The 25,814-nt window shown below is 67.7% G+C and carries 25 protein-coding genes and 1 tRNA gene; 13 read left to right on the top strand and 13 right to left on the bottom strand.

What is annotated here, in order from left to right:
* Positions 1-12: 12 nt before the first annotated feature.
* Both MRBLMI13_RS05135 and MRBLMI13_RS05140 read right to left on the bottom strand, forming a co-directional pair.
* Positions 13-837, bottom strand: a complete 825-nt coding sequence (locus MRBLMI13_RS05135; protein ID WP_309688985.1) for a flagellin — start codon at positions 835-837, stop codon at positions 13-15.
* Between the two features lie 117 nt (positions 838-954).
* Complete coding sequence (locus MRBLMI13_RS05140; protein ID WP_367819979.1) at positions 955-1,812, bottom strand: sigma-70 family RNA polymerase sigma factor; 858 nt, start codon at positions 1,810-1,812, stop codon at positions 955-957.
* A 178-nt stretch (positions 1,813-1,990) separates the two neighbouring features.
* Between MRBLMI13_RS05140 and MRBLMI13_RS05145 the strand changes: the two genes are divergently transcribed.
* Genes MRBLMI13_RS05145 through MRBLMI13_RS05155 form a run of 3 tightly spaced genes read left to right on the top strand, consistent with a single transcriptional unit; the run spans position 1,991 to position 3,587 of the window.
* Positions 1,991-2,581: a sulfite oxidase-like oxidoreductase gene (locus MRBLMI13_RS05145; RefSeq protein ID WP_367819977.1), complete on the top strand. Its 591-nt coding sequence runs from the start codon at positions 1,991-1,993 to the stop codon at positions 2,579-2,581.
* Positions 2,578-3,303 carry a ferredoxin reductase gene (locus MRBLMI13_RS05150; protein WP_042537486.1) on the top strand — a complete coding sequence of 242 codons (726 nt, stop codon included), beginning with the start codon at positions 2,578-2,580 and terminating at the stop codon, positions 3,301-3,303. Before MRBLMI13_RS05145 ends, MRBLMI13_RS05150 begins: the two co-directional genes overlap by 4 nt.
* Complete coding sequence (locus MRBLMI13_RS05155) at positions 3,303-3,587, top strand: DUF6510 family protein (protein WP_367819975.1); 285 nt, start codon at positions 3,303-3,305, stop codon at positions 3,585-3,587. The genes MRBLMI13_RS05150 and MRBLMI13_RS05155 overlap by 1 nt, the downstream gene beginning before the upstream one ends.
* Positions 3,588-3,641: 54 nt before the next feature.
* On the opposite strand, the gene MRBLMI13_RS05160 is transcribed toward MRBLMI13_RS05155, so the two are convergent.
* Genes MRBLMI13_RS05160 through MRBLMI13_RS05170 form a run of 3 tightly spaced genes read right to left on the bottom strand, consistent with a single transcriptional unit; the run spans position 3,642 to position 5,827 of the window.
* Positions 3,642-3,776 (bottom strand): methionine/alanine import family NSS transporter small subunit, encoded by a 135-nt coding sequence (locus tag MRBLMI13_RS05160; protein ID WP_309688996.1) that lies wholly within the window; start codon positions 3,774-3,776, stop codon positions 3,642-3,644.
* Positions 3,773-5,410 carry a sodium-dependent transporter gene (locus MRBLMI13_RS05165; protein ID WP_367819972.1) on the bottom strand — a complete coding sequence of 546 codons (1,638 nt, stop codon included), beginning with the start codon at positions 5,408-5,410 and terminating at the stop codon, positions 3,773-3,775. The genes MRBLMI13_RS05160 and MRBLMI13_RS05165 overlap by 4 nt, the downstream gene beginning before the upstream one ends.
* 24 nt (positions 5,411-5,434) lie before the next feature.
* Complete coding sequence (locus tag MRBLMI13_RS05170) at positions 5,435-5,827, bottom strand: thiol-disulfide oxidoreductase DCC family protein (RefSeq protein ID WP_367819970.1); 393 nt, start codon at positions 5,825-5,827, stop codon at positions 5,435-5,437.
* Between the two features lie 106 nt (positions 5,828-5,933).
* On the opposite strand from MRBLMI13_RS05170, the gene MRBLMI13_RS05175 reads away from it, so the two are divergent.
* The gene (locus tag MRBLMI13_RS05175) at positions 5,934-6,272 is read left to right on the top strand and encodes a hypothetical protein (protein ID WP_042537496.1); all 339 of its coding nucleotides are present in this window, start codon (positions 5,934-5,936) and stop codon (positions 6,270-6,272) included.
* A gap of 18 nt (positions 6,273-6,290) precedes the next feature.
* Here the strand turns inward: MRBLMI13_RS05175 and MRBLMI13_RS05180 are convergent, their stop codons facing one another.
* On the bottom strand, positions 6,291-7,259 hold the full coding sequence (locus tag MRBLMI13_RS05180) for a Dyp-type peroxidase (protein ID WP_367819968.1): 969 nt from the start codon (positions 7,257-7,259) through the stop codon (positions 6,291-6,293).
* Between the two features lie 142 nt (positions 7,260-7,401).
* Here MRBLMI13_RS05180 and MRBLMI13_RS05185 point away from each other — a divergent pair, with 142 nt between their 5' ends.
* Entirely contained in the window at positions 7,402-7,761 is a 360-nt protein-coding gene (locus MRBLMI13_RS05185; protein ID WP_042537498.1) for a UBP-type zinc finger domain-containing protein, read from the top strand.
* A complete protein-coding gene (locus tag MRBLMI13_RS05190) occupies positions 7,758-9,011 on the top strand; it encodes an NAD(P)/FAD-dependent oxidoreductase (protein ID WP_367819966.1) in 1,254 nt (417 codons plus the stop codon). The genes MRBLMI13_RS05185 and MRBLMI13_RS05190 overlap by 4 nt, the downstream gene beginning before the upstream one ends.
* Here MRBLMI13_RS05190 and MRBLMI13_RS05195 read toward each other — a convergent pair whose 3' ends face one another.
* The 3 genes from MRBLMI13_RS05195 to MRBLMI13_RS05205 are packed head-to-tail and all read right to left on the bottom strand — an operon-like array spanning position 9,012 to position 12,602.
* A complete protein-coding gene (locus MRBLMI13_RS05195; RefSeq protein ID WP_367819964.1) occupies positions 9,012-10,223 on the bottom strand; it encodes a cupin domain-containing protein in 1,212 nt (403 codons plus the stop codon).
* Positions 10,224-10,237: 14 nt separating this feature from the next.
* A complete protein-coding gene (locus tag MRBLMI13_RS05200) occupies positions 10,238-11,884 on the bottom strand; it encodes an MFS transporter (protein WP_367819962.1) in 1,647 nt (548 codons plus the stop codon).
* Complete coding sequence (locus tag MRBLMI13_RS05205; protein WP_367819960.1) at positions 11,877-12,602, bottom strand: alpha/beta hydrolase; 726 nt, start codon at positions 12,600-12,602, stop codon at positions 11,877-11,879. Before MRBLMI13_RS05205 ends, MRBLMI13_RS05200 begins: the two co-directional genes overlap by 8 nt.
* A 228-nt stretch (positions 12,603-12,830) precedes the next feature.
* On the opposite strand from MRBLMI13_RS05205, the gene MRBLMI13_RS05210 reads away from it, so the two are divergent.
* Complete coding sequence (locus MRBLMI13_RS05210; RefSeq protein WP_367819958.1) at positions 12,831-13,883, top strand: PucR family transcriptional regulator; 1,053 nt, start codon at positions 12,831-12,833, stop codon at positions 13,881-13,883.
* Positions 13,884-13,904: 21 nt separating this feature from the next.
* Here the strand turns inward: MRBLMI13_RS05210 and MRBLMI13_RS05215 are convergent, their stop codons facing one another.
* Both MRBLMI13_RS05215 and MRBLMI13_RS05220 read right to left on the bottom strand, forming a co-directional pair.
* Positions 13,905-16,193, bottom strand: coding sequence for a helix-turn-helix domain-containing protein (locus MRBLMI13_RS05215; RefSeq protein ID WP_367819956.1), 2,289 nt, complete (start codon positions 16,191-16,193; stop codon positions 13,905-13,907).
* A 62-nt stretch (positions 16,194-16,255) separates the two neighbouring features.
* Positions 16,256-17,509 carry an MFS transporter gene (locus MRBLMI13_RS05220; RefSeq protein ID WP_367819954.1) on the bottom strand — a complete coding sequence of 418 codons (1,254 nt, stop codon included), beginning with the start codon at positions 17,507-17,509 and terminating at the stop codon, positions 16,256-16,258.
* A gap of 194 nt (positions 17,510-17,703) precedes the next feature.
* Between MRBLMI13_RS05220 and MRBLMI13_RS05225 the strand changes: the two genes are divergently transcribed.
* Positions 17,704-18,540, top strand: a complete 837-nt coding sequence (locus MRBLMI13_RS05225; protein ID WP_042537505.1) for an alpha/beta fold hydrolase — start codon at positions 17,704-17,706, stop codon at positions 18,538-18,540.
* Between the two features lie 57 nt (positions 18,541-18,597).
* Here MRBLMI13_RS05225 and MRBLMI13_RS05230 read toward each other — a convergent pair whose 3' ends face one another.
* Positions 18,598-19,032 (bottom strand): hypothetical protein, encoded by a 435-nt coding sequence (locus MRBLMI13_RS05230; RefSeq protein WP_367819952.1) that lies wholly within the window; start codon positions 19,030-19,032, stop codon positions 18,598-18,600.
* A 191-nt stretch (positions 19,033-19,223) separates the two neighbouring features.
* Positions 19,224-19,296: transfer RNA gene (locus MRBLMI13_RS05235), tRNA-Val, on the bottom strand.
* A gap of 153 nt (positions 19,297-19,449) precedes the next feature.
* On the opposite strand from MRBLMI13_RS05235, the gene aceE reads away from it, so the two are divergent.
* From aceE to MRBLMI13_RS05260, 5 genes are all read left to right on the top strand, one after another.
* Positions 19,450-22,176, top strand: a complete 2,727-nt coding sequence (aceE, locus tag MRBLMI13_RS05240) for a pyruvate dehydrogenase (acetyl-transferring), homodimeric type (protein WP_309689029.1) — start codon at positions 19,450-19,452, stop codon at positions 22,174-22,176.
* Between the two features lie 31 nt (positions 22,177-22,207).
* Positions 22,208-23,413, top strand: coding sequence for a PucR family transcriptional regulator (locus tag MRBLMI13_RS05245; protein WP_056377454.1), 1,206 nt, complete (start codon positions 22,208-22,210; stop codon positions 23,411-23,413).
* A 104-nt stretch (positions 23,414-23,517) separates the two neighbouring features.
* The gene (locus tag MRBLMI13_RS05250; protein WP_042537514.1) at positions 23,518-24,438 is read left to right on the top strand and encodes an ACP S-malonyltransferase; all 921 of its coding nucleotides are present in this window, start codon (positions 23,518-23,520) and stop codon (positions 24,436-24,438) included.
* Complete coding sequence (locus MRBLMI13_RS05255) at positions 24,435-25,436, top strand: beta-ketoacyl-ACP synthase III (RefSeq protein ID WP_042537516.1); 1,002 nt, start codon at positions 24,435-24,437, stop codon at positions 25,434-25,436. Before MRBLMI13_RS05250 ends, MRBLMI13_RS05255 begins: the two co-directional genes overlap by 4 nt.
* A 69-nt stretch (positions 25,437-25,505) precedes the next feature.
* Positions 25,506-25,754 (top strand): acyl carrier protein, encoded by a 249-nt coding sequence (locus MRBLMI13_RS05260; RefSeq protein WP_017202249.1) that lies wholly within the window; start codon positions 25,506-25,508, stop codon positions 25,752-25,754.
* Positions 25,755-25,814: the final 60 nt, after the last annotated feature.

Below are 25,814 nucleotides of genomic sequence, written 5' to 3' on the forward strand. Positions count from 1 at the left end.
AGGCGCAGCGACTCAACGGAGAAGCTGCAGGACGCCCTGGCCCGACTGGTTCGCCTGAGCGAGCATGGCGGTGCCGGCCTGCTGCAGGATGTTCGAGGCGGTGTACTTGACCATCTCGGCCGCCATGTCGGTGTCCGCGATGCGGCTCTTCGCTGCGGCCAGGTTCTCGGCCGAGACCTGCAGCGAGTTGATCGTCGACTCGAAGCGGTTCTGCACGGCACCGAGGCCGGCACGAGCCGTCGAGACGTTGGTGATCTGCGCGTCGACCGCGGCGATCGTGGTGAGCGCGTTCGCAGCGGTGTCGACCGTCAACGCGCCGATGGTCGCGCCGAGGCCCGAGAAGTCGGTCAGCGTGACCGCGATCTGGTCCTCTGCGGCGACCGAGCCTGCTCCGACCTGGAACGTCAGCGTGCTCGCGCTGTCGAGCAGCTTGATCCCGTTGAAGTTGGTGCTGGCGGCGACGCGGGTGAGCTCCTCGCCGAGCGAGTCGATCTCGGTCTTGATGGCGTCGCGCGAATCGGCGTTGTTCGAGTCGGAACCCGCCTGCACGGCGAGGTCACGAACGCGCTGCAGGATCGAGTGGACCTCGGTGAGCGCGCCTTCCGCGGTCTGGATGACCGAGATACCGTCCTGAGCGTTGCGTGCTGCGACGTTCAGGCCGTTGACCTGCGAACGCAGGCCCTCGGAGATGGCGAGGCCGGCGGCGTCATCGGCTGCGCGGTTGATGCGCAGACCGCTCGAGAGCTTCTCGAGCGACTTCGAGACGTCGTTCTGGTTGACAGAGAGGTTGCGGTACGCGTTGAGTGCACCGACGTTGGTTGCGATCTGAAGACCCATGAGAATTCCTCCGTGGTTATGGGGCTGGACGCGGGCCCATCCGTGGGCCTGCACAACCGATATTCGCGACATGCGCCGCCGTCGTAACCACGGAGCCGGAAGATTCCGGGGGTCGGTTCAGACGGCGGCGAGGAGCTCGCTCGACCGGTCGCGAGCCTCGGGGCGGATCGGGCCGAACAGGGTCTCGAAGAACTCCGCCCGCGCCTTGGTCGATCGGTCGCCGGTCGTGCCGTTCTCCCATGCCTCCATAGCCTCGCGCATCAGAGCGAGACCCCGCGAGCGGACCTTCGACACATACGCGTGGCTCACCTCGAGCTCTTCGGCGATGTCCTTCACCATCCGGTCTTCGAGGTAGATCCCGCGGACGACCTGTCGCATCGCCGCCGGCAGCGCCTCGATGACGCGGTTCACCATCGCCCGCGTCTCCGACTGCTCGACCGCGTGCTCGGGCAGGATGACGCTGTCGGTGAGATCGGCGGCCTGACGCCCGGTCTCGACGTCGAAGTGCTCCTCGAAGCTGGTCGCGGTCCGCACCATCTCGTCGAGCTTCATCATCTCGGCCACGACGTCGACAGTGAAGCCGGACTCCCGCGCGAGCTCCGCCGTGGTCGCCACCCGGCCGGTGCGAGCGAGCAGAGTCTCGGCGGCGACCCGCAGGCGTTCGATCTTGTCGCGACTGCGTTCGCCGGCAGGATCCGCTCTGCGCATCTCCGACAGCATCGCCCAGTTGATCTGGCTGCTCGCGAAGGCGCCGAAGGGAATGCCGCGCGCCGTGTCATACGACATCGCGGCACGGGCGAGGCCCAGGCGTGCGGCCGAGAGCAGATCGTCGAGGTCGACATGCGTCGCCGATCTCGCCTTCTCCACAGCCAGGAAGGTCGCGAGCGGCATGTTGTCGCGCGCCAGCTTCTCGGGCGAGGCAGAGACGACTTCAGGCTGAGTGGAATCAGCAGAAACAGCGAAACTACTCAGCAATGTGACTCCGTGGCTTGAACGACTGTTTTACGAGTGAAACTAGCATGCAGCACACGTTTATGAGTAAAAAATGATCGGGGCGCGCCGATACTCAGTCGCCCTAGAATCAGTCCCACACGGCAGGCATCCCCCGCGAGCGACTCGCGGCTCCGCTCCGACCGAACGAAAGAAGACGATCATGGGTGTGATCTCCCGCGGCTTCGGCGCACGGCGACGCGAGTCGGACGACCGTCTCCCTCCGGGCCAGTACCTCACCGAGGACTTCCCTGTGCTCTCCGCAGGGCCGACACCGCGAGTCTCCACCGACACGTGGGAGTTCGCGGTCGTCGGTCTCGACGGCCTCCGTCGCACCTGGTCATGGGACGACCTGCAGGCACTCCCGATCGACACCATCACCACAGACATCCACTGCGTGACCCGGTGGTCGAAGCTCGGCACCCGCTGGCGTGGCGTCTCGCTCGATCATCTGCTGCAGGATGCCGGCGAGGGCGATTTCACTCGGGTCTTCTCCTACGGCGGGTACACCACCAACGTTCCGCGCGCCGACCTCACGGGCGGCAAAGCGTGGGTGGCGTTCGAGTTCGACGGCCAGCCGCTCGCTGCGGAGCACGGCGGCCCTGCTCGCCTTCTGGTTCCGCACCTCTACTTCTGGAAGTCCGCCAAGTGGGTTCACGGTCTGGATCTGCTCGAGAACGACGAACCCGGATTCTGGGAGCAGAACGGCTACAACATGTACGGAGATCCCTGGAAAGAGGAGCGTTACTGGTGACCACGGCACCGCTGTGGCTGGTCGCCAGAGTCGTCGAGACACGAAACCCCACGCCCCACGGTCGCGTGCTCGAGCTGCGGGTCGACGGGTGGCCGGGGAATCTGGCCGGTCAGCACGTCGACGTGCGTCTGACCGCAGAAGACGGGTATCAAGCGGTCAGGTCGTACTCCCTCGCATCGTCCGGTGACTCGGACATCATCGAACTCGCGGTCGACGAAGTGCCCGAGGGCGAGGTCTCTCCCTATCTCGTCGAGGACGTGCGCCCCGGAGACGAACTGGAGGTTCGCGGTCCGATCGGCGCCTACTTCGTGTGGACCCCCACCCAGACCGAGCCCGTGCAGCTCATCGCAGGCGGGTCGGGGATCGTCCCGCTCATCGCGATGGCGAGGCAGCATGCGCGCACGGGCAGCTCGGCGCCGATGCGCCTGCTGTACGCGGTGCGTTCCGCCGCCGATGCGTTCTACACGGACGACCTCGCCCAGCTCGCCGACGACGCCTTCCTCGTCGACTGGGCGTACAGCCGTTCGGCGCCTCCAGGCTCCGAACGCCCGGCCGGCCGGGTGGACGCGGCGACGATCGCGGCCTCCACCATTCCCGCCACCGAACACCCGTCGGTCTACGTCTGCGGGCCGACGGGCTTCGTCGAGGCGGTCGCAGACCTGCTCGTGGCGGCGGGGCATCCGCCGGAACGGATCCGCACTGAGCGCTTCGGAGGTGCCTGATGGACGCTGCCCACCCCGGTCATCGCACGCGAGTCGACGGCAACGCCGCAGGCGGGATCCTGCTCGAGGTCTTCGGCAGAGACATGACGAGCGCGCGAGCAGCATGCGCGCACTGCGACCGCGAGGCCGAGCTCGCCGACGCGATCGCCGAGCTCGATCCGGCCGGCGTCATCCTCCTCTGCCGCGGATGCGGTCGCACACTGCTGACCTGTCTCCGCGACGGCGGCAGCGCGACCCTCGCGATCGGTGCTCTGAGTCTCCTGCGCTGGCCGGCCGACGGATAGCGCCCGACCTGTGGGATGCAGGTCCTGAGGCGACGCCGCGTCCCCCGGCGTCGGTCAGAGCTCGACCGGCGGAGCGGGCTCCGAATCCGCGACCTCGGGGTGACGCGCGAGGTTCACGATGGCGGCGATGAGTCCGCCCCAGATCGTGACCATCGCGATGATCATCATGACGACGGCTGTGATGGTCATGCGCTGGCTCCCTTCTCCGTCGAGCGGGGTTCCGTCGTCGGCACCATCGGGATCGACGAGGTCTCGGCATCCGGCTCGTAGTCTTCTTCGGCGAGGAACTCGTCGTACTCCGGGTCGTCCTTGGCGTGCGAGCGACCGCTCCACGGCAACGCCGACAGCAGCAGCGCGAGCGCGACGAGTGCGATGACCATACCCCATCCGAAGACGGCCAGGAACCATCCGGGGTAGCCGCCGTACGGCTCGGAGATCTTCGAGATCAGCTCGGTGACCAGCAGGTAGCCGAGCACCAGGGGCGCGAGCGCACCGACGAGCAGCATCCAGACCCGACCCACCCGGAAACTCGAACGGCGATCCAGGTGCTCGACGAGCGCCGGCAGCTTGTGCAGCAGCCAGGCCACGACGATCACGGCGACGAGCGCGACCGCCATGATGCCGAAGGCGTTGACGAACGCGTCAGCCGTATCGAGGACCGACAGAGCGGTGGTCGTCGAGAAGAGCGCCATCGAGACGATCGCGAGCGGAATCGACACCGTCAGGGTCGTGCGGATACGCGCCCAGCCGAGCTTGTCCTGCAGGGCTGCGACGATCACCTCGAGGATGGAGATCAGTGAGGTCACGCCTGCGAAGACCAGCGCCCCGAAGAACAGGACGCCGATGATCGAGCCGCCCGTCGCCTGCGACACGATCGTCGGGAACGCGATGAACGCGAGTCCGATCCCCGACGACGCGACTCCGGCGACCTCGGTGCCCTGCGCCTGCGCCATGAAGCCGAGCGCGGCGAACACGCCGATGCCCGCGAGGATCTCGAAGCCCGAGTTCGCGAAGGCGACCACCAGGCCGGAGCCGGTGAGGTCGGTCTTGCGCTTCAGGTATGACGAGTACGTCACCATGATGCCGAAGGCGACCGAGAGCGAGAAGAAGATGTGCCCGTAGGCAGAGGCCCACACGGCGGGGTCTCCGAGTGCTTCCCAGTTCGGGGTGAAGAAGGCGTTCAGGCCGTCCATCGCGCCGGGAAGGAACAGGGACTGCACCACGAGGATCGCGAACATCACCGTCAGCAGCGGCATCAGGATCATGTTGGCCCGGCCGATGCCCCGCTTGACCCCCAGCGCCATGATCACGATGACGATCAGCCAGACCGCGACGAGCGGCAGCCCGACCTGAGGCACGAACTCGGTCGAGATGCCGACCTCGGCGACGTCGGCCGAGCGGAGGAAGTCGACGAAGAAGAAGTCGTTCTCGTTGCCCGGCCCCCAGGTCAGCTGAGCGGAGAACCAGGTGTACATGGCGGCCCACGCGATGATGACCGCGTAGTAGACCGCGATGACCACGCAGATGAGCACCTGCCACCAGCCGAGCGGCTCTGCCCGGCGGTGCATCCGGCGGAAGGCCAACGGCGCAGAACCGCGGAACCGGTGACCGATGGCGTAGTCGAAGAACAGCAGAGGGATGCCGGCGGTCAGCAGCGCGCACAGATACGGGATGAGGAACGCGCCGCCTCCGCCCTCGTACGCCACGTAGGGGAACCGCCAGATGTTCCCCAGCCCGACGGCGGAGCCGATCGCAGAGAGGATGAAGACGTTCCGCGAGCCGAACGCCTCACGTTTAGGGGTCTGCGTCGTTGCGGTGGCCATGCGCCGAGAGTACCGGAGTCGCGATCAGTTGACTGCGCGACTCTCGGGGCGCGGCAGCGCGCAGGCAGCGGTCCCCCCGGGCAGCCTGTGTCTGAAGCGGGCGATCAGCGTGTAGCCGAGTGCCGCAGCCCAGGAGAACGGCGGCGTCACGAGCAGCTGGCCCACGACGCGCAGAGACCTCGACCGCTGCATCCTCAGCAGCGCGGCGAAGGCGGCGTGACCGCGGAACCGGCGCTCGCCGACCAGAAGCCACACGTAGCGGGTGACATCGGCGGAGCTCAGGCCGATCTCGTCGATGTCGAGCCACTGCCACGGCTGAGCCTCGGGGAACCTGACGAGCCACCGCTCGAGTCGGCGGACCCACGTGGTGCAGAAGGCACAGTCACCGTCGTAGACGAGCAGCGGTTGCGGACGCATGGCATCGACCCTACGCCTCGTCCACTCCCCTGTTGTTCGTGCGGTCTCGCGCCGGCGGTTCGCAAGGGCCTTGCGACACGCCACGCACCACTGTAGGTCTGGGCACATGGGCAGGTTCGTGTACGAGGGAAGCCAGAAGGCCGAGATCGACGATCGCACGCTCCACCATCTGCAGGTGGTCGTGACGACGAAGCTCCGACGAGGTGAGCCCTTCCTCTTCACCTGGAAGGATGACACCAGCATCGGCGGCGGTCGCAGCACGGTGTGGTTGCACCCCGGTTGCAACCTCGTCTTCAGCTACTCCGGCGGCCGGGTGCCCGACCTCAACCGTCAGTGGGTCGAGGCGCTCGCGTCGACCGCCAACGCCCCGTCGGGGTTGTACGTCGTGCGCGAGCCCGCTGTCGAGTCGAGCGCTGACCCCGGGCGATCCACGCGCACCGGGTGAGAAATACCCGCCCCGTGGCTATGCAGGGAGCTGCTCGTCCGCGAGCCTGCCGAGGAAGTCTGCGGATGGAGCGAAGAAGACGCAGCCGGTCGTCGCGTTCGAGAAGTCGAGCAGCCTGTCGTATGCGCCGGGCGGATCGCCGATGAACATGTTCTCGAGCATCTTCTCGATGACCCACAGATATCGCGAGTACCCGATGAAATAGGTGCCGAACGACGAGGAACCAGGGCTCCCGAAGGGCATGTTGTCACGGAGGATGTCGTGCTCGACCCCGTCGACGACGATGGTGGCGAGCGTCTTGTGGGACTTCTGCCCCGCGACGGCGTCGTCCAACTCGACGTTGTCTGCCTTCTTCCGACCGATGATCGCCTCTTGCTGCTCGGTCGTCAGCGACTGCCACCGATCGAGCTCATGCAGGTACTTCTGGACGACGACGTAGCTGCCGCCGACGTTGTCTCCGTCTTCCGCACCCACGAGAGTCGAATCGGCCACGCTGTTCCCGACAGGATTCGCCGTGCCGTCGACGAAGCCCAGCAGGTCGCGGACGTCGAAGTAGCGGAAGCCGGCGGTCTCGTCGACCACGGTCACGGAGTCGCCGAGAGCATCGAGCAGCTGCCTCTCGAACTCGAAGACGAGATCCTGACGGTTCGCACGGATGTGGAAGAGCAGATCGCCGGGGGTGCTGGGAGCGGTGTACACGGGACCCACGACCGGCGCGAAGGGGTGCAGCTCCGCGGGAGCGCGGCGCGCGGTGAGTCGCGGCCATGCTGCAGAGCCGATGCCGACCGTGCACGACAACATCGCATCGAGGTCACGGAATCCCACGTTCTTCACGATGTCGTCTATGCCGCTGATCGCGTCACGCACGGACGCCGCGGCATCCGCACCCTCTGCGATCCGCAGCACGAGGAACGTCGCGCTGGAAGTCAGGGGCGCATCGATCTTCTGTGATTCGATCGGGACGCGGCGGGAGGGAGAGCTGCTCACGCTGTCGAACCTAGAGGATGTCGACGAACAAGGCTTCGACGGGTGTCGAACGAGCAGGGGCATTCCGGCGGGCACCCTTGAGTACGGCCCAGAATCCCGACATCATGACCCGGACAGCACACCGACCACAGGAGGCCCGCCCATGAGCGATGTCAGCGACTTCATCCGTTCCGACGTCCCGCCATCCGGCCCCGGGTGCGTGGACTGCGAGAGCCTCGGCTCGTGGTGGCTGCACTTGCGTCGATGCGCGTTCTGCGGGCACATCGGATGCTGCGACGACTCCTTGCACAAGCACGCGACGAAGCATGCGCACTCGAGCGGTCATCGGGTGATCCAGAGTTTCGAGCCCGGCGAGGACTGGTTCTGGGATTTCGACACCGAGACCGCCTTCGACGGACCCGTCCTCGCGCCCCCGCACAGCCACCCGCTGTCGCAGACCACCCCGGGTCCTGCTGAGAGGGTCCCGGCGGATTGGCAAGAGCAGCTCGCCGGGAACGCATGACCGACGTCTCGGGCGACCAGCCGCCTCTCCGCCTCATCGCGGATGCCGACGGTCGGGACGAGTACGCGATTCGCGACTATCTGACCCGCAGCGGAGTCCCCTTCCTCTCGATCGCGGTACCGGCAGGCTCCTCGTCTGCGGGGGGCGTCGATCTCGCCGGCAGGCGTCTCCCCCTTGTGGTCCTGCCGCGTGGCGGCGTCCTCGAAGATCCGACCCCGGAGCAGGTCGCGTCGGCTCTCGGCTGGGTCCATCCCCCTGCCCGATCGACGTACGACCTGATCATCCACGGCGCGGGTCCTGCGGGACTCTCGGCTGCGGTCTACGCGGCGTCGGAGGGTCTCAGTGTCGCTGTCGTCGAACGCGACGCCGTCGGCGGTCAGGCCGGCTTCAGCAGCCTCATCGAGAACTACCTCGGTTTTCCCGGTGGAGTCTCCGGTGCAGAGCTCGCGGAGCGTGCGCGCCGGCAGGCGGTCTCGTTCGGAGCGGATCTCGTCCTCATGCGTCACGGGGTCGATCGCACGTTCACGGATCACGACGTGCGGGCTCTGCTCGCCGACGGCTCCGAGATACACGCCCGCGCTGCCCTGTGCGCGACAGGAGTGCAGTGGCGTCGACTCGACCTTCCGCGAGCCCGCGACCTCCAGGGTGCGGGCATCTACTACGGCGCCGGCACCAGCGAGGCCTCCGCCTGCATCGGACAGCATGTGTACGTCGTCGGCGGCGCGAACTCCGCAGGACAGGCCGCGATGAACCTGGCCGCGCACGCCGCACATGTCACGGTGCTCGTGCGCGGACCGTCGCTCTCATCGACCATGTCGGCGTATCTGCTCAACCGACTCGCCGTGCAGCCCAACGTCACCATCCTCGTGAACACCCGAGTCGTCGCCGTCGACGGCGACGAGCACCTGCAGGAGATCACCCTCGACCAGGCGGGAACGGCGACGCGGTTGCCGGCCACGCACCTCTTCGTCTGCATCGGCGGCGCACCCAACACCGAATGGGCGGAGACCACCGATGTCCGCCTCGACAGCCGCGGTTTCCTGCTCACCGGCGTAGACCTCTCGCCCGACGACCTGGATCGATGGCCCCTGAAACGCGCCCCCTACTATCTGGAGACCTCCGTTCCCGGGGTCTTCGCCGCCGGTGACGTCCGCGCGAACTCCGTGAAGCGCGTCGCATCGGCGGTGGGCGAAGGCGCCATGGCGGTCACCCTCATCCACCGATACCTGGCCGAGGTCACTCCGCTCTGATCAGCGCAGTGGCGTGATGCCCTGTGCTCCGCGGGGGAAGGTCGCCAGCACCGCGGGGTCGATGTTGAGGTGGGCGGAGACGAGCTGCGGGGGTACGTGGGAGAGCCAGTTCGCGAGGGAGATCTCCTCATACTTGTCGGTGCGGAACACCTCGAGGAACTGCAGCACGTCGTCACCGGTGTTCTCGATGTAGTGGCCGAAGTTCTTGCGCACGACACCGACGTCTCCGGCGCGGAAGTCGGTCGTGTTGGCGTGCGGACCCGTGTTGAACACGGTCATGCGGGCGGATCCGCGCAGGTAGTACTGCCACTCGTCGGCGTTGGGGTGCCAGTGCAGTTCGCGCATGGATCCGGGTTCGACGGTGACGAGCGCGGCTGCGACCGTGCTCGAATAGGCGTAGTTCGTCGAGTCGGCGATCTGGATGGATCCGCCGGAGTTCTCGTACAGCGGCTTGGACCGTGACAGTCGGAAGATGACGGGCTCCATGCCCCACTCGACACCCGCGGCGGCCTGGTCGATGTCGAGCGCCGGGGGCTCCTCGCCGGGGAAGATCCAGAGGTTGTGAAGAGGGATGTCGGAGAAGACCTCCTGAGCGACGCCGAAGTTCTTCGCGAGCACCTCGGGTGGGGTGTGCGCGAACCAGTCGGTCAGCAGCAGCGTGTTCGACTCGGACTGGTCGCCGTCGTCGAACGCGAGCACGAACTCGGCACCGTCGGGGCCGAGGCCCTGCAGGGAGTGCGGGGTGCCGGCGGGGAAGAACCACAGGTCGCCCTCCTCCACGTCCTCCACCGCGGGGAGGCCCGACCGGCTGAGCGTCGTGACCCGGGCCTTGCCGCGTGTCATCACCGCCCATTCGGCGGTCTGGTGCCAGTGCAGTTCGCGGATGCCGCCGGGCTCGAGGTACATGTTCACCCCGGCGATCTCGTCGGAGATGTGGAAGTCCTGTTTCGTGAGCTCCCGCGCCCATCCGCCGCGCTGCACCCGCCGGGGTGAGATGTTGAACGAGGACCAGAAGAACGGCTGCGTGCTGATGTCCGTCGCCGGCGCGTGCATCTGATTCGGGAACTGCGACTCGATGACCTCGTTCTGCGGACCGGTCATCGTGTTGCTCTGCGGGCGGTCGGCGATGTTCACCTCGCCCTCCTGCGGCAGATCGGGGTTGCCCAGCGAGGGCACCTCAGGGCGAGGGGCGGGCTGATGGTCGCGTTCCATGTGAAGGCTCTTCTCTACTCGTGGGAGGGGGTGGTCGGTATGCGGTGGCGGTGAGGTCGCGCGATCTCCAGCAGGTGCGCGACCTCCGGTGGGGTGCCGCTCATGGCGCGGGCACGAGCGATGAGCTCTGCATCGAATTCGGTGGTCCGCCCCTCGTGTTGGCTCACGTGCTCCCGCCACGAGCCGACCGCGTACGCCTCCACGACGGAGTCCGGGTCGTCCGCGTCCACGTACACCTGCCATTCCCTGGCGCCGGTCCGCAGACGCGTCTGCTCGACCCGCTGCATCAGGGCGAGGAACTCCTGTCTCCGCTCCTCCGTGATCCGGTATCGGATCAGCACCAGAACGGCAGAGTCGTCGTCGCCGCCCGCGCGCGGCCGGTCGTCGACCCCCGGCACCTCGACGATCCTCCGGCCGATGCCGCTCGTCGCGGGCATCGGCCACACGAGGAGGGAGAGCCCACCCAGGCCACACAGGATTCCCGCTCCGACGACCACGAGACCCGGATCCCAGATGGCCGCGAGCACCCCTGCGCCCGCAGAGCCGGCGGCGGTGCATCCGAACAGCACGAGTTGGTAGAAGGACAGGCCGCGCGTGCGCACCCAGACAGGCAGGAAAGCCTGGATGGTTCCGTTGATGGTGGCGATCACACCGATCCACGCGAGCCCCGTCGCCACGAGCGCCGGGAATGTCACCCACAACGTGGGCGAGGCGACGAGCGCCACGAGGCCCGCGCCGAAGACCACCGACGAGGCGAGCACCACGCCGTTGACGGCTGCGACCCGACGCGCCCAGGGAAGCACGAAGGCGCCGACGATGGAACCGGCGCCGAGAGCCGCCAGGAGAAGACCGTATCCGCTCGCGGAGAGCCCGAGGGAGTTCTTCGCGATCGTCGGGAGCAGCGCCCACAGGGCGTTGGCGGGGATGAGGAAGACGGCGAGCCGGAGCAGAATGAGCCGGACGACCCTCGAATGGCGGACGTAGCGGATGCCGGCCCTGGTCGCGTCGACGAAGGGCTCCGGGCGAATCGCGGGTGGGCTGTATGTCTTCCAGAAGAAGAGCACCCCGAGGAACACGAGGAACGAGAGCGCGTTGAGCAGGAAGACCGCCGCGACTCCGAACTGCGCGACGACGAGACCGGCGATCGCCGGTCCCACCGCCCGCGCGATGTTCACGCCGATGGAGGAGAGACTCGCCGCGTCGAGGAGGAGCTTCGGCGGCACGATGTCGGGCACCAGTGCCTGGAACGCAGGGAGCTGGATGGCCGAGACCGTCCCCAGCACGAACGTCGACGCGAGCAGGACCGTCGTGGTCGTCTGACCGGTCGCCGTCAGGTAGGTCAGCCCGAGCACGACCGCGAGTTGCACGATCTGCGACCAGAGAAGGACGAGCCGACGGTTGAGGAACTCGCCGATGACACCGGCCGGAATCGCGAAAAGGAGCACGGGAGCTGCCGATGCCGTCTGGACGAGCGCCACGAGCAGCGGGGATCCGTCGTCCTGGACCAGCAGCCACTGGGCGCCGACCGTCTGCATCCAGCTTCCGATGTTGCTGACGATGGACGCCAGCCACACCAGACGGAAGATGGGGACGGCGAGCGGAGCGAATCCTGCCTTCCATCCGATGCGCGCCGGCGCAGCACTCACCTGCGCCTCAGCCATGGGCCGCGATCTCCTCGAGGATGCCTCCGATGAGCTGCACGATCTCCGCAGCGTGGCTCTGAGTGACCAGATGCGGCGCGTCGAGTTCCATCACAGCCCGACAGCCCGCCCGCCGATACCCGAAGCGCTGAAGCTGCGGGCTGACCAACCGGTCTTCGGTCGCCACCACGCCCCAACTCGGCTTCGCCCTCCACCCGGCGCCGGGCGCCCGCTCGGTGAACACCGAGGCGGCGACCGGGCGCTGTGAGACCGCCAGAACACCCGACTCGTCCGAGGGCAATCCCTGCGCGAGCAGACGAGCGAACTGATCGGGCGCGACAGTGAGCTCTGTCCGACGTGCCCCGGCGTCGCCTGGGAACAGGGCGGGCACGAGGTGGCCGGATGCCTCATCCGGGGCGAAGCGATCCCTCATCTCGGCGATGCTCTCCCCCAGATCCAGCGCATATCCCGAGATGAAGAGCAGTCCGGTGACGTTGGTCGCCTCACCGGCCACGGTGACGACCGCTGCTCCGTATCCATGCCCGACGAGGAGCACCTCTCCGTCGACGCGCTCGACGAACGTACGGATGTAGTCGCAGTCGCCGAGGAAGCTGCGACCGATCACTGGCGGGACGAGCACCCGATGTCCGCCGTCGAGCAGACGGAGCACGATCGGCCACCATCCCGATGCGTCCAGAAAAGCGCCGTGCACGAGCACCACCGTGCTGGTTCTCATCATCTCGCCACCTCGTGGTCGTACGTGCGTGTGAGACGAATCTAAGAACCGAGAGGCCGGCGACCATGCGACAGGAGTCGAAGACGAGCGTCTGCACTTCTGCCTGCTTTCCTCCTGGTGTGTGCGCGAGAGAGAGGGTTCCATGAGACGTACTCGAGTTCGGTGAGGTGGAGTCCCCTCCCATCGACGCAGAGCGACACGGTGAGCCCATCCCCCGCTAGGAGCGAACCCATGACGATCAGCGATACGACGACCGACGCCACCTCGATGGCGCTGCACGAGATCGCGGACCAGCTCGAAGCGTCCCTGAATCGCCGGGTGGTCATCCGCCGGTTCGGCCCATCGGGGATCGTCGGCCCGCAGTCCCCGACGCTGTTGTCCGTGCCGGTGCAGGACGACGGTGATGCCGTCGCGCTCATCGTGATCGACCTGGGCGCGGGGTCGCCCCTCACGGCGAGCGAATTCGAGGCCGTCGATGCGGCGTCCGCGCTCGTCCGGATCACCCTTGGTCGTGACCCCGGATCATCGCGAGCCGATCGCGAGTCGGTCCTGCGCGATCTGCTGGACGTGGATGACTCGGTGCGTCGAGACGCCTATTCGCGCGCGCTCAGGCAGAGGTGGGTGCAACGTGAGGCGGGCACGGTCGTGCGCGCTGTCCTGATCGATTCCGCCGTCACCGACGTCGACCGCATCGCCTTCGGGCGCCACCTCGCCCATCTGCGTCCGGTCCCCGCGCACTTCATCACGCTCGAGGGCGGAGTGGTCATGCTGGTCGGTCAGCCGTCGGACATCGACCTCGCCGACGTCCTCCTGCAAGAGGCCGCACGACGCGGGATGAGGATCCTCGGCATCGGCTCCGCCTCGCCGCAGCGAGGCGCGACAGACCTCCGGAGCGCAGCCGACGAGGCGGCGATCGCCGCCTCTCTCGCCGCGGCCCTCCCCCAGTTCCATCCGTCCGTCGACGCGAGCGATCTCGGCGTCTGGCGGCTGCTCGCCTCGGCATCCGCGAACCCCGACGCCCTTCGGATCATCTCTCCGGCGGCCGACGTGCTCTACTCCCAGACGGACGACACCCAGCGACTGACAGTCGAGACGTACCTCGACGTCGGCGCCAACGTGGTCGCCGCGTGCCGGATTCTCTTCGTGCATCGCACGACGCTCTACTACCGGCTCGAACGCATGCCCCCGATCGTGAAGGATGCGCTCGACGACGGTGTCAAGCGCAGCACTCTGCACCTGGCGCTCAAGCTCATCCGGCTCTGGGAATCGACGGGCCGGCTGTGATCGCGTGTCGCGAACCGACCGTCATGCGGACTCCACGGCTGTTCCCGGCGATCGCAGAGTCCCGATGGCCGACACGTCACGACGCACCCTCTCGAAGATGAACGCCTCGCTGCTGCCCGGCCCCAGAAGAGTCAGGGCTTCATCAGCCTCGGCGATCGCGGCCTCGCCTTCGCCGGCGTGGATCAGCGCACGGATGTGTCTGCGCATCATGAGCAGCACGCGGGTGTCGTCGTTCAGCGAGCGAGCGATGGCGATGCCCGCCTCGCCGATCCGCATCGCATCCTCGAATCGTCCGACGGCGACGTAGGCGTCGATCAGGTCGAGGCACGCCGCGTACTGGGTGACGATGCTGGTGAGGCTGTCCGAGGTCTCGGTGGATCGCACCCTCGCGAGGGTCGCCTCCGTCGCCGCGATGGACTCGAGGAACTGACCGCGCTTGCCCTTGATCATGGATGACAGCACCTGGGCGTTCTCCAGCCCCGTGGTCTCGTGCGCAGCGGTGAACGCGTCGATGGCAGCGAGGGCAGCCCCATCAGCGTCGACGAGACGATCCAGGGTCCAGCTCGCCCATCCGATGTAGTACTGCGCCCAGCCCTCCTGGGCCGAATCCCCGGCGCGCCGTGCAGCAGCCAGCGCCGACCGTCCGGTGATCACCGCCTTCTCGCGATCGCCGACCTCGACGATCTCAGCCCACGCGACATATCCGAGCTGCGCCGCTTCCTTCGCCGGATCCCCCAAGCGCTGCGCCGCGCTCGCCGCGAGCGAGTAGAACCGGTGCCAGTTGCCCCACGTCATCCAGATGTCGGAATACCAGTGCAGCGCATCGGCGACATCGCAGACCACCGCATCGTCGCCGAGCTCTGCGGCTTCCGTATACGCCGGCCACCAGTGCTCGACCTCTGCGCGGATCCAGGCCGCGGCGGCCTCCGCACTGACGAACCCTCTCCCGGTGCGGCCGAGGGCAGTGGGCTCCCGCATCGGCTCGTACCAGGCGCCCGCGCGCTCCAGGCTTCCGAGCAGCCAGGATCGAACGTGGTCGCGGCGCCGCGCTATCTCGTCCGGTCCGACCGTCATGCGCAGCTTGCTCCGGCCGAAGAGTCGCATCAGGTCGTGCAGGCGGTAGCGATCTCCGCCGCGCGCTTCGAGCATCCCCAGATCGGTGAGATCGTCCAGGCGAGACTCGACCTCGGCGAGATCGGCTGAACGCACCGCCGCGGCGGCGAGGTGAGCGCCGAACGTCCTCCCGTCGATGAGGGAGATCCAGCGGAACAGGGCGGCGGTGCGGGGGTCGAGCTCGTCGTAGGAGAGCGAGATGGCGGTTTCCACGGCCAGATCGCCGGCGACGAGAAGACGCAGCCGATCCTCCGACGTGCGCATCCGGCCGAGCAGGTCATCGACCGTCCATGCGGGCCGGCTGGCGATGCGATTGCCGACCACGCGCAGCGCCAGAGGGATGTCGTCGCAGAGGCCCGCCACCTCACCCAGAGCATCGTCGTCGGTCACGGCCTGCGGGATCAGCCGACGGAGGAAGGAGATGCTCTCCTGTCGTCGAAGTGGTCCGAGACGCAGCCGCCGCACGCCTTCGAGGCCTGCGAGGCTGCGGCGAGAGGTCACGACGACGACATCGCCGGCGCAGATCGACAGGATGGGACGGATCTGCGCCTCGTTCGCGACATTGTCGAGCAGCACCGTGACCGGGGCGATGTCGACGGCTGCCCGCCATCGCGCTCTCGCCTCGCCGAGATCCGCGGGCGGTTTCTGCTCCGCTCCGGGGAGCTGGCGCAGCATCGCGGTCATCACCTGCAGCGGAGTCAGGGGCGACGAGCTGAAGCCGTCCAGCCCGAGGAAGACGTTGTGGTGGCCGCTCGTCCGCCCTCCCCGTTCGAGGATCTCGATCGCCACGGTCGTCTTGCCGATTCCCGGGGCCCCGCTGATGATCAGTGCGGGGCGCTGCGGATCCGGAGCCGGCGGACCGTAGAGGATCGCGAGCGCCTCATCGATCTCGGCGTCGCGGCCCGAGAAGTCGAACACCCGGTGCGGGGAGATCGCCCCAGGGCCGTCGCTCGCGAGGGCGGCACGCGGTCGGGCGCGCGCAGCGCGGAGGAACGCATGCTGATCGGCCGCATCGAGGCCCAGTCCGTCGGCCAGCGCGTCGACGGTGCGGCGTTGGGGAGAGACGCTTGCGCCTCTCTCGAGGTCGCCGATCGTGCGAACGCTGACACCCGATCGCGAGGCGAGCGCTTCGAGGGTCAGGTTCTGGCCCACTCGCAGCGACCGCAGCAGCAGCCCGAAGGGTGAGGGTTCGGTCACGACGTCCGCCTTTCGCTGAGATCAGCTTGGCAGGTCTTCTCCGCGGAACGATGGCGGGACGGTTACGAGGCCGTTTCGTCATCGATCGGGACGACAGCTCCATGCTGCGCGCGCGACGCGGGCCCGACGAACGCGCGACGCATGACCACCGCTGCCGAGACCGTCGCGATCAGGACGATCGAGATGAACACGAGCAGCACAGCGGTCTGCGATGCGAAGGTGAGGATCACACCGATCGCGAGGACCGGCAGGGCGAGGCCGCAGTACGCGATCAGGAAGATCAGCGCCAGCGTCTCACCGCGTCGACCGGACTCCGCGAGAGCGGATGCCGTGGCGACCGCCGATCTGAACAGCAGCCCCACTCCGACGCCCGCCACGATGCCTCCTCCGAGGAACACCGGGAGCGACGGCAGCAGAGTTCCTGCTGCGACCGCGACGAGGCCCACTGCGCAGCAGACGGCCGCGACCGCGAGCTGGATGCGCATCGGCACGCGGGCGAGCGCCACCTGCCCGGATGCCGCAGCGGCGAACACCGAGCACGCCGTCACGCCGGCGAGAAGATGGTCGTGCTCGCCGAACGTGCTGATGAGGATGGTCGGTGCAAGAGAGGTGAACAGCCCGAAGAGAGCGAACCCCGCGAACGCGCCGAAACCCGCGGCGACGAACGCCGTCCTCGATCGCGAGGGCGCGGCGATCCGCTGCGGTCGATACCGCCGCGGCTCGTGCGGCGGCGTCACGGTCTCGGGAACGCAGGCGACGGCGATCGCGGCGACGATGAGCACGACGAGGAACACCGCGTGCGGCAGCACGAGCGGTGCGGGCAGGAACTCGGCGAACAGACCGCCGATCAGCGGTCCCAGCGCCAACCCGCCGAGGTTCGCGGCACCGGCCACCGATGCGGCGACGATGACGTTCTCGCTCGGTCGGGCGTGCGCGCGCAGCTCGCCGAGATGCGCGGTGGCCGTGGCAGTGAGGATGCCCACGCTCGCACCGTTCACCAGTCGCGCGGCGAGGAGACCGGGCACCTCGTGCCACAGCAGGAACAGCACGGCGCTGAGCACCGCGATGAGGATCGCTATGACCAGCATCCGGCGCCGACCCATCCAGTCGCTGACGTGCCCGAGCAGGAACAGGCTGAGCACGACGCCGACGGCGAAGGCCGCGAAGATCAGCGTGATGACGGAGACGGGGAACCCGTCGGCCTCCTGGTAGAGCGGGTACAGCGGTGTCGGCACCGTCGCGTACGCCATCACGAGCAGGAAGGCTGACGCGACCACCCAGAATCCCGCACCGTGTGAGAGGCGGGAGTTCGTCATGGTGGAGACACTATCGACGCCCTGCCCGGTCGGCACCGGACGGATGTCGAAAGCGCACGGGGCGGATCCTGGACAGATGTCGAGCGGTCGATGACGGCGCGCGGGTTAGCGTGGTCGCGCTCCCACGAAGCAGACGTGGGGCGACCGACAGTCGTCCGGCATCGTTCGGGACGACGGAAACCTGGAGGCTGATCATGGCGTTCGTGACCACGGATGATGGCGCAGAGATCTACTACAAGGACTGGGGCAGCCCCGAGGCTCAGCCCATCATGTTCCACCACGGCTGGCCGCTCTCGTCGGATGACTGGGACGCCCAGATGCTGTACTTCCTCGGCAAGGGCTACCGTGTCATCGCCAGCGACCGCCGCGGGCACGGACGGTCGTCGCAGATCGGCACCGGGCACGACATGGATCACTACGCGAGCGATGCCTCGGCAGTCGTCGAGCACCTCGACCTCCGCAATGCGATTCACATCGGCCACTCGACGGGTGGCGGCCAGGTCGCACGCTACGTCGCACAGTACGGTCAGCCCCAGGGCCGAGTCGCCAAGGCTGTGCTCGTGTCATCCGTGCCCCCGCTGATGGTGCAGACCGACGCCAACCCCGAGGGCACGCCGATCTCGGTCTTCGACGGCTTCCGCGAGGCGCTGGCGGCGAACCGTGCGGAGTTCTTCCAGGCGGTCGCCTCCGGCCCCTTCTACGGATTCAACCGCGAGGGCGTGGAACTCTCCGAGCCCGTGGTCGCGAACTGGTGGCGCCAGGGGATGACGGGCAGCGCCCTGGCTCACTACGAGGGGATCAAGGCCTTCTCCGAGACCGACCAGACCGACGACCTCAAGGCCATCACGGTGCCGGTGCTGGTCATCCAGGGCGATGACGACCAGGTCGTGCCGTACAAGGATGCATCGGTGAAGCAGGCCGAGCTTCTGAGCGACTCGACTCTGAAGATCTACGAGGGCTTCCCGCACGGCATGCTGACCACGCACGCCGATGTGATCAACCCCGACATCCTCGCCTTCATCCAGCAGTAGCAGTCTCAGCGCCATGCGGCGGGCGCATCCGGGCTCAGTGCCCGGGTGCGCCCGTCGCTATGAGCCGGAGATCCCGGCCCCGACGACGTCGAAGGCCGCAGCGAGCAGTCCGATGGCCATCGCCTCGGGCAGCGGCTCGAGCGGCCGGTGCGCCCTCGGGTCCTCGTCGGGACCGTGATCGGGACGAGGATCGCGGTCTCGGCGCCGGGGGACGAGGTGCGCATGCACATGCAGCCCTGCGGCCGCGGAGAGTGCGACGTCGATGCGATCGGCTCCGGTCGCTCGGCGGATGATGCGGGAGGCGAACTGGATGTCGATCAGGAAGAGCTCGGCGATCTCCGCCGGCGCGTCGGCGATGTCGTCGTAGTGATCGCGGAGGCTCAGGATGCTCCGGCCGGGGAACCGGGCGTCGGAGAACAGTCCGACACGCGACACGGTGAGCCTGCCCACCGGATCGGCCAGGACGAACGGACACTCTCGACAGCTCTTCACACGGCCTCCTTCCCGGCATCGCCTCGACGTCCGCAAGCCGCTCAGAGTCCACGAAGAACTCTACGAGCGGCGCGACGATGCACGAAGAAATCCCCCGGGCCTGGCCATTCTCGACACTGCAGAGTAGAGTTCCGCGCCCGTCGGAGACCCGAGGTGGAGGATCGTCCACCGTCAGCAGGCGATCGATGAGGTGGGCCCTGCCGGGATCGAACCGACGACATCCACGGTGTAAACGTGGCGCTCTACCAGCTGAGCTAAAGGCCCTGGTGCGTCCAGTCTACAGATGACCCGATGCGCACCGATGTCGTGGAAGGGGGATAGGCTGAGGGCGGCACGCGTTGTGTACAACCGACAAGGTTGCCCGCGTCGCTTCCCGTTTCAATGGCATGACCTGCCAGCTTGACGAAAGGCTCCCCCGTGACTGTGCACGACCAGGATCCGTATTCCCAGGGCCCCCTCGACAGCGATCCGGAGGAGACGGGCGAGTGGCAGCAGTCGCTCGACGAGCTCGTCGACGCGAAGGGCCATGGCCGTGGCCGCGAGATCATGCTCAGCCTGCTCAAGCGCTCGAAGGAGCTGCACCTGGGCGTGCCGATGGTCCCGACCACGGACTACATCAACACGATCGCTCCTGAGAACGAGCCCGAGTTCCCGGGCGACGAAGAGGTCGAGCGTCGCTACCGCGCGTGGATCCGCTGGAACGCGGCCATCACGGTGCACCGCGCACAGCGCCCCGGCATCGGCGTGGGCGGTCACATCTCGACCTACGCGTCGTCGGCGGCTCTCTACGAGGTGGGTTTCAACCACTTCTTCAAGGGTCTCGACAACCCCGGCGGCGGAGACCAGATCTTCGTCCAGGGTCACGCCTCCCCCGGCACGTACGCCCGCTCGTTCCTCGAAGGCCGCCTGAGCGAAGACCAGCTCGACGGTTTCCGCCAGGAGAAGTCGCACGCGCCGTACGGCATCCCCTCGTACCCGCACCCGCGGCTGATGCCGGAGTACTGGCAGTTCCCGACCGTCTCGATGGGTCTCGGTCCGATCAACGCCATCTACCAGGCGATGTCGAACAAGTACCTCGAGAACCGCGGCATCAAGGACACCTCCGAGTCTCACGTCTGGGCCTTCCTCGGCGACGGAGAGATGGACGAGGTCGAGAGCCGCGGTCAGCTGCAGGTCGCAGCCAACGAGGGCCTCGACAACCTCACCTTCGTCGTCAACTGCAACCTGCAGCGTCTCGACGGCCCTGTGCGCGGCAACGGAAAGATCGTGCAGGAGCTCGAGTCGTTCTTCCGCGGCGCCGGCTGGAACGTCATCAAGGTCGTCTGGGGCCGCGAGTGGGACGACCTGCTCGCCCGCGACACCGAGGGCGCGCTGCTCAACCTGATGAACGTCACCCCCGACGGTGACTACCAGACCTACAAGGCCGAGTCCGGCGCGTACGTCCGCGAGCACTTCTTCGGCCGTGACGAGCGTGCCGCCGCTCTGGTCAAGGACTACTCCGACGACCAGATCTGGAACCTCAAGCGCGGTGGCCACGACTACCGCAAGGTCTACGCCGCCTTCAAGGCCGCGACCGAGCACAAGGGCAAGCCCACCGTCATCCTCGCCAAGACCGTCAAGGGCTACGGCCTGGGTCCGCACTTCGAGGGCCGCAACGCGACCCACCAGATGAAGAAGATGACGCTGGATAACCTCAAGACGTTCCGCGACGCGATGCACATCCCGATCACGGACGCGCAGCTCGAGGAGAACCCGTACCTGCCCCCGTACTACAACCCGGGCCCCCAGGACGAGACAATCCAGTACATGCTCGAGCGTCGCAACGCGCTCGGCGGCTTCCTGCCCGAGCGTCGCTCGACGCACGTCGGCCTGGCGCTCCCCGACGACACGGCGTACGCCCTGCCGAAGAAGGGCTCCGGCACGCAGGAGATCGCCACCACCATGGCGTTCGTCCGACTGCTGAAAGACCTGCTGCGCTCGAAGGACTTCGGCCACCGCATCGTGCCGATCATCCCCGATGAGGCCCGCACCTTCGGAATGGACGCCTACTTCCCGTCGGCGAAGATCTACAACCCGAACGGCCAGCACTACACCTCGGTCGACCGTGAGCTCCTCCTCGCCTACAAGGAGAGCCCGCAGGGTCAGATCGTGCACGTCGGCATCAACGAGGCCGGCGCACTCGCGGCGTTCACCGCGGCCGGCACCTCGTACGCCACGCACGGCGAGCCGCTGATCCCGATCTACCTCTTCTATTCGATGTTCGGATTCCAGCGCACGGGTGACGCGCAGTGGGCCGCCGGCGACCAGATGGCCCGCGGGTTCATCATGGGCGCCACGGCCGGCCGCACCACCCTCACGGGTGAGGGCCTGCAGCACGCCGACGGCCACTCGCACCTGCTCGCCGCCACCAACCCGGCGACGGTCTCGTACGACCCCGCCTACGGCTACGAGATCGCGCACATCATGCGCTCCGGTCTCGAGCGCATGTACGGCGGAGAGCACGAAGACCCGAACGTCATGTACTACATCACGCTCTACAACGAGCCGATGGTCATGCCCGCCGAGCCGGAGAACGTGGACGTCGACGGCATCGTGCGCGGCATCCACCGCGTGTCGGTCGGCGAGGGCGAAGGCCCCCGCGCTCAGCTCTTCGCATCGGGCGTCGGACTCCCCTGGGCCCTCGAGGCGCAGGCGCTGCTCAAGAACGACTGGGGCGTGATCGCGGATGTCTGGTCGGTCACCTCGTGGACCGAACTGCGCCGCGACGGCCTGGCCGCGGACGAGCACAACTTCCTGCACCCCGAAGAAGAGCCCCGCACGGCGTACCTCACGCAGAAGCTGCAGGGTGCCGAGGGTCCCGTCGTCGCCGTGAGCGACTTCATGCACGCCGTGCAGGACCAGATCCGTCCGTGGGTCCCGCAGCGTTTCGCGACGCTGGGCGCCGACGGCTTCGGCTTCTCCGACACGCGCGCAGCCGCTCGTCGCTTCTTCAAGATCGACGGTCCGTCGATCGTCGTCCGCACGCTGCAGTCTCTCGCCGAAGACGGGGTCGTCGACCGTTCTCTCGCCGCGCAGGCGATCCAGAAGTACAGCCTGCACGACGTGAACGCCGGCACCAGCGGCAACGCGGGCGGCGAAAGCTGAGTCGTCGGTGACGGGTTCCTCTTCGCGCGGCATGGACAAGTCGGCCACGCTCACCTGGCTGCGCCGGATCTCCGGCGACATCGCCTCGGTGACGATCAAGCGCCTCGAGGACACCCTCCCGTGGTACGCCGACATGCCACCAGCCCGCCGCTCTGCGGTCGGGCTGGTGGCTCAGGCGGGCATCACGTCGTTCATCCAGTGGTACGAGGATCCGACGTCGACGCCATGGATCGCCGCTGACATCTTCGCGGCCGCACCCAGAGAGCTGCTGCGCAGCGTCAGCCTGCAGCAGACTCTGCAGCTCATCCGAGTCACCGTCGAGGTGACCGAAGAGCGCGTCGCCGGAAGAGGCGCAGATCTCCGAGAGGCGATCCTGCTCTACTCCCGCGACGTGGCCTTCGCCGCGGCCGACGTCTACGCCAGAGCCGCCGAGGCCCGCGGTCTGTGGGATGCCAGACTCGAGGCCCTCGTCGTCGACTCCATCCTCACCGGTGAAGCGGACGAAGAGCTGCCGAGTCGGATCGCTGCCTTGGGCTGGCACGGTCACGGAGAGGTCGCGGTGCTGGTCGGCACGACTCCGCCGCAGTTCGACGTCGACCTCGTGCGTCGCACAGCGCGAAAGCTCGCTGTCGACGTGCTCATCGGAGTGCAGGGATCCCGACTCGTGCTCGTGATCGGCCGCGCTCGCATCGCCGGCCAGGAGCCTGCCGAAGGCGAAGAGGAAGAACTCGGCTTCGAAGAGATCGCGACGCGACTCGAGCCCTCGTTCGGCCCCGGCTACGTCGTGCTCGGGCCTGCGGTCGCCGCGCTCGTCGACGCGAGTCAGAGTGCACGTGCGGCCCTCGCCGGGTTCGCCGTTGCGCGCGCATGGCGCAGCGCTCCCCGTCCGGTCGACGCAGACGACCTCCTTCCCGAGCGGGCGCTCGCGGGTGATCCCCTCGCCAAGCAGACGCTGATCGAGCGCATCTATCGTCCTCTGCAGGCGCACTCCACCGATCTCGTGACGACGCTCTGGAGTTACCTCGACAACGGCCGCTCGCTCGAAGCGACCGCCCGAGAGCTGTTCGTGCACCCGAACACGGTGCGCTACCGCCTGAAGCGCGTCAGCGAGGTCATCGGCTGGGACGCCACGGGTCCGCGCGAGGCTCTGATCCTGCAGACCGCGCTCATCCTCGGTTCGATCGGCGCCGCAGAGCAGGTCCGGCGCAGGGCTCCCCTGCGTCGTCCGTCGCGCTGATCGGCGATCTGAGCCCCATCAGCTGTACGCCACACACAAGGGTTTTCTCGAATCTTGTGATGGATCATCCACCACTGATGGCGGATCGTTGGCAGACTGGGGTTGTGATTGTCGTCGTATGCCCTGGACAGGGCTCGCAGACCCCCGGTTTCCTCTCCCCCTGGCTCGAGCTCGACGGTGTGGCAGACAGCCTCGCCGCGTACTCCGAGGCGGCGGAGGTCGATCTCCAGCAGCACGGCACGGTGTCGGATGCCGACACGATCCGCGACACGCGCATCGCCCAGCCTCTGATCGTCGCCGCATCCCTGATCGCGGCGAACGCGCTCACGGCGCGTGGCGGTCGCCCCGCCGACGGTGTCGCCGGGCACTCGGTCGGCGAGATCGCCGCGCTCGTGGGCAGCGGTGTGATCGACGCCCAGACCGGCATGCGCCTGGTGGGCATCCGCGGCCGCGCCATGGCTGACGCGGCGGCACAGACCCCCACCGGCATGAGCGCCGTGCTGGGCGGCGATGAAGAGGCGATCCTCACGCGTCTCACCGAGCTGGGGCTCTCCCCCGCCAATTACAACGGCGGCGGACAGCTCGTGGTCGCCGGCGAGCTCGCAGGACTCGACGCCCTCGCCTCCGAGCCCGTCAAGGGGACCCGCGTCATCCCGCTGCAGGTGGCTGGCGCATTCCACACGTCATACATGGCCTCAGCCGTCGCCGCTCTGCGCGATGCGGTCGCGACGGTCACCCCGGCCGACCCGCAGATCACCCTCTGGTCGAACCGTGATGGATCCGTCGTCGCCGATGGCGCACAGGCCCTGAGCCACCTCGTCGACCAGGTGTCGTCACCGGTGCGTTGGGACCTCTGCATGGCGTCGTTCGCCGATCACGGCATCACCGGCCTGATCGAGCTCGCGCCCGCCGGCGCGCTGACCGGTCTCGCCAAGCGCGGTCTGCGCGGAGTCCCCTCCGTGGCCGTGAAGACCCCCGATGATCTCGATGCGGCCGTCGCGCTGCTGAACGGAGAAGCCGCATGAGCCCCATCCTGAACCAGGTCACCGGTCCCGCCTTCACGCGGATCTACTCCTTCGGTGCTGCCCGTGGCGAGAACGCCGTGCCGAACGACGACCTGATCGGCCCCATCGACTCGAGCGACGAGTGGATCCGCCAGCGCACCGGCATCGTGACCCGCGTGCGCGCCGACAAGGGCACGGATGCGATCGACCTCGCCGCGATCGCCGGCGCGGAGGCCATCGAGAAGTCCGGCGTTCCCGCCGACCAGATCGACCTCGTGATCGTCGCCACCATCAGCAACCCGAAGCAGTCGCCGTCGGTCTCGGCGATCGTGGCCGACCGCGTGGGTGCGAACCCGGCTGCCGCCTACGACGTCAACGCGGCCTGCGCCGGCTACGCCTACGCGATCACTCAGGCCGACGCGCTCATCAAGTCGGGCGCCGCACGCTACGCGCTCGTGATCGGCACGGAGAAGCTCTCCGACGTCGTCGACCCTGCCGACCGGAGCATCTCGTTCCTGCTCGGCGACGGCGCGGGCGCTGCACTCATCGGTCCGAGCGACACGCCGGGCATCGCCCCCGCAGTGTGGGGTTCGGACGGCTCCAAGGCCGATGCGGTCGGCATGAACGCGACCCTGACCGAGTTCCGTGACGGCGAGGTGCCGTGGCCGACCCTGCGCCAGGAGGGCCAGACGGTCTTCCGCTGGGCCGTGTGGGAGATGGCGAAGGTCGCCCGCGAGGCACTCGACAAGGCCGGCGTCGAGCCGACCGACATCGCCGCGTTCATCCCGCACCAGGCGAACATGCGCATCATCGACGAGTTCGCCAAGCAGCTGAAGCTGCCGGAGTCGACCGTGATCGCGCGCGACATCGAGACCACCGGCAACACGTCGGCAGCCTCGATCCCCCTCGCCAGCCACCGGCTGATGGCCGAGCATCCCGAGCTCTCGGGTGGGCTCGCGCTGCAGATCGGCTTCGGCGCCGGACTCGTGTTCGCCGCCCAGGTCGTCGTCCTCCCCTGAGAACGCGCCGACTTTCCCTAGACTGTTCCACGGTTCCGAATACAAACCCGTAAGAAAGAGGAAGACCACATGGCTTTCACCAACGATGAGGTCCTCGCAGGCCTCGCAGAGCTCATCACCGACGAGACCGGCATCAACGCATCCGAGGTCGCCCTCGAGAAGTCGTTCACCGACGACCTCGACATCGACTCGATCTCGATGATGACGATCGTCGTCAACGCCGAGGAGAAGTTCGGCGTCACCATCCCCGACGACGAGGTCAAGAACCTCAAGACCGTCGGCGACGCTGTCAACTTCATCGTCGCAGGCCAGGAGTAATCCTCGAAGGATGCCACCCCCGCGCTGTCGGGGCGTGGCATCCTCCGCCTTGCCCGCTCT

The organism is Microbacterium sp. LMI13-1-1.1 (assembly GCF_040815625.1).
Taxonomy (GTDB): domain Bacteria; phylum Actinomycetota; class Actinomycetes; order Actinomycetales; family Microbacteriaceae; genus Microbacterium; species Microbacterium forte.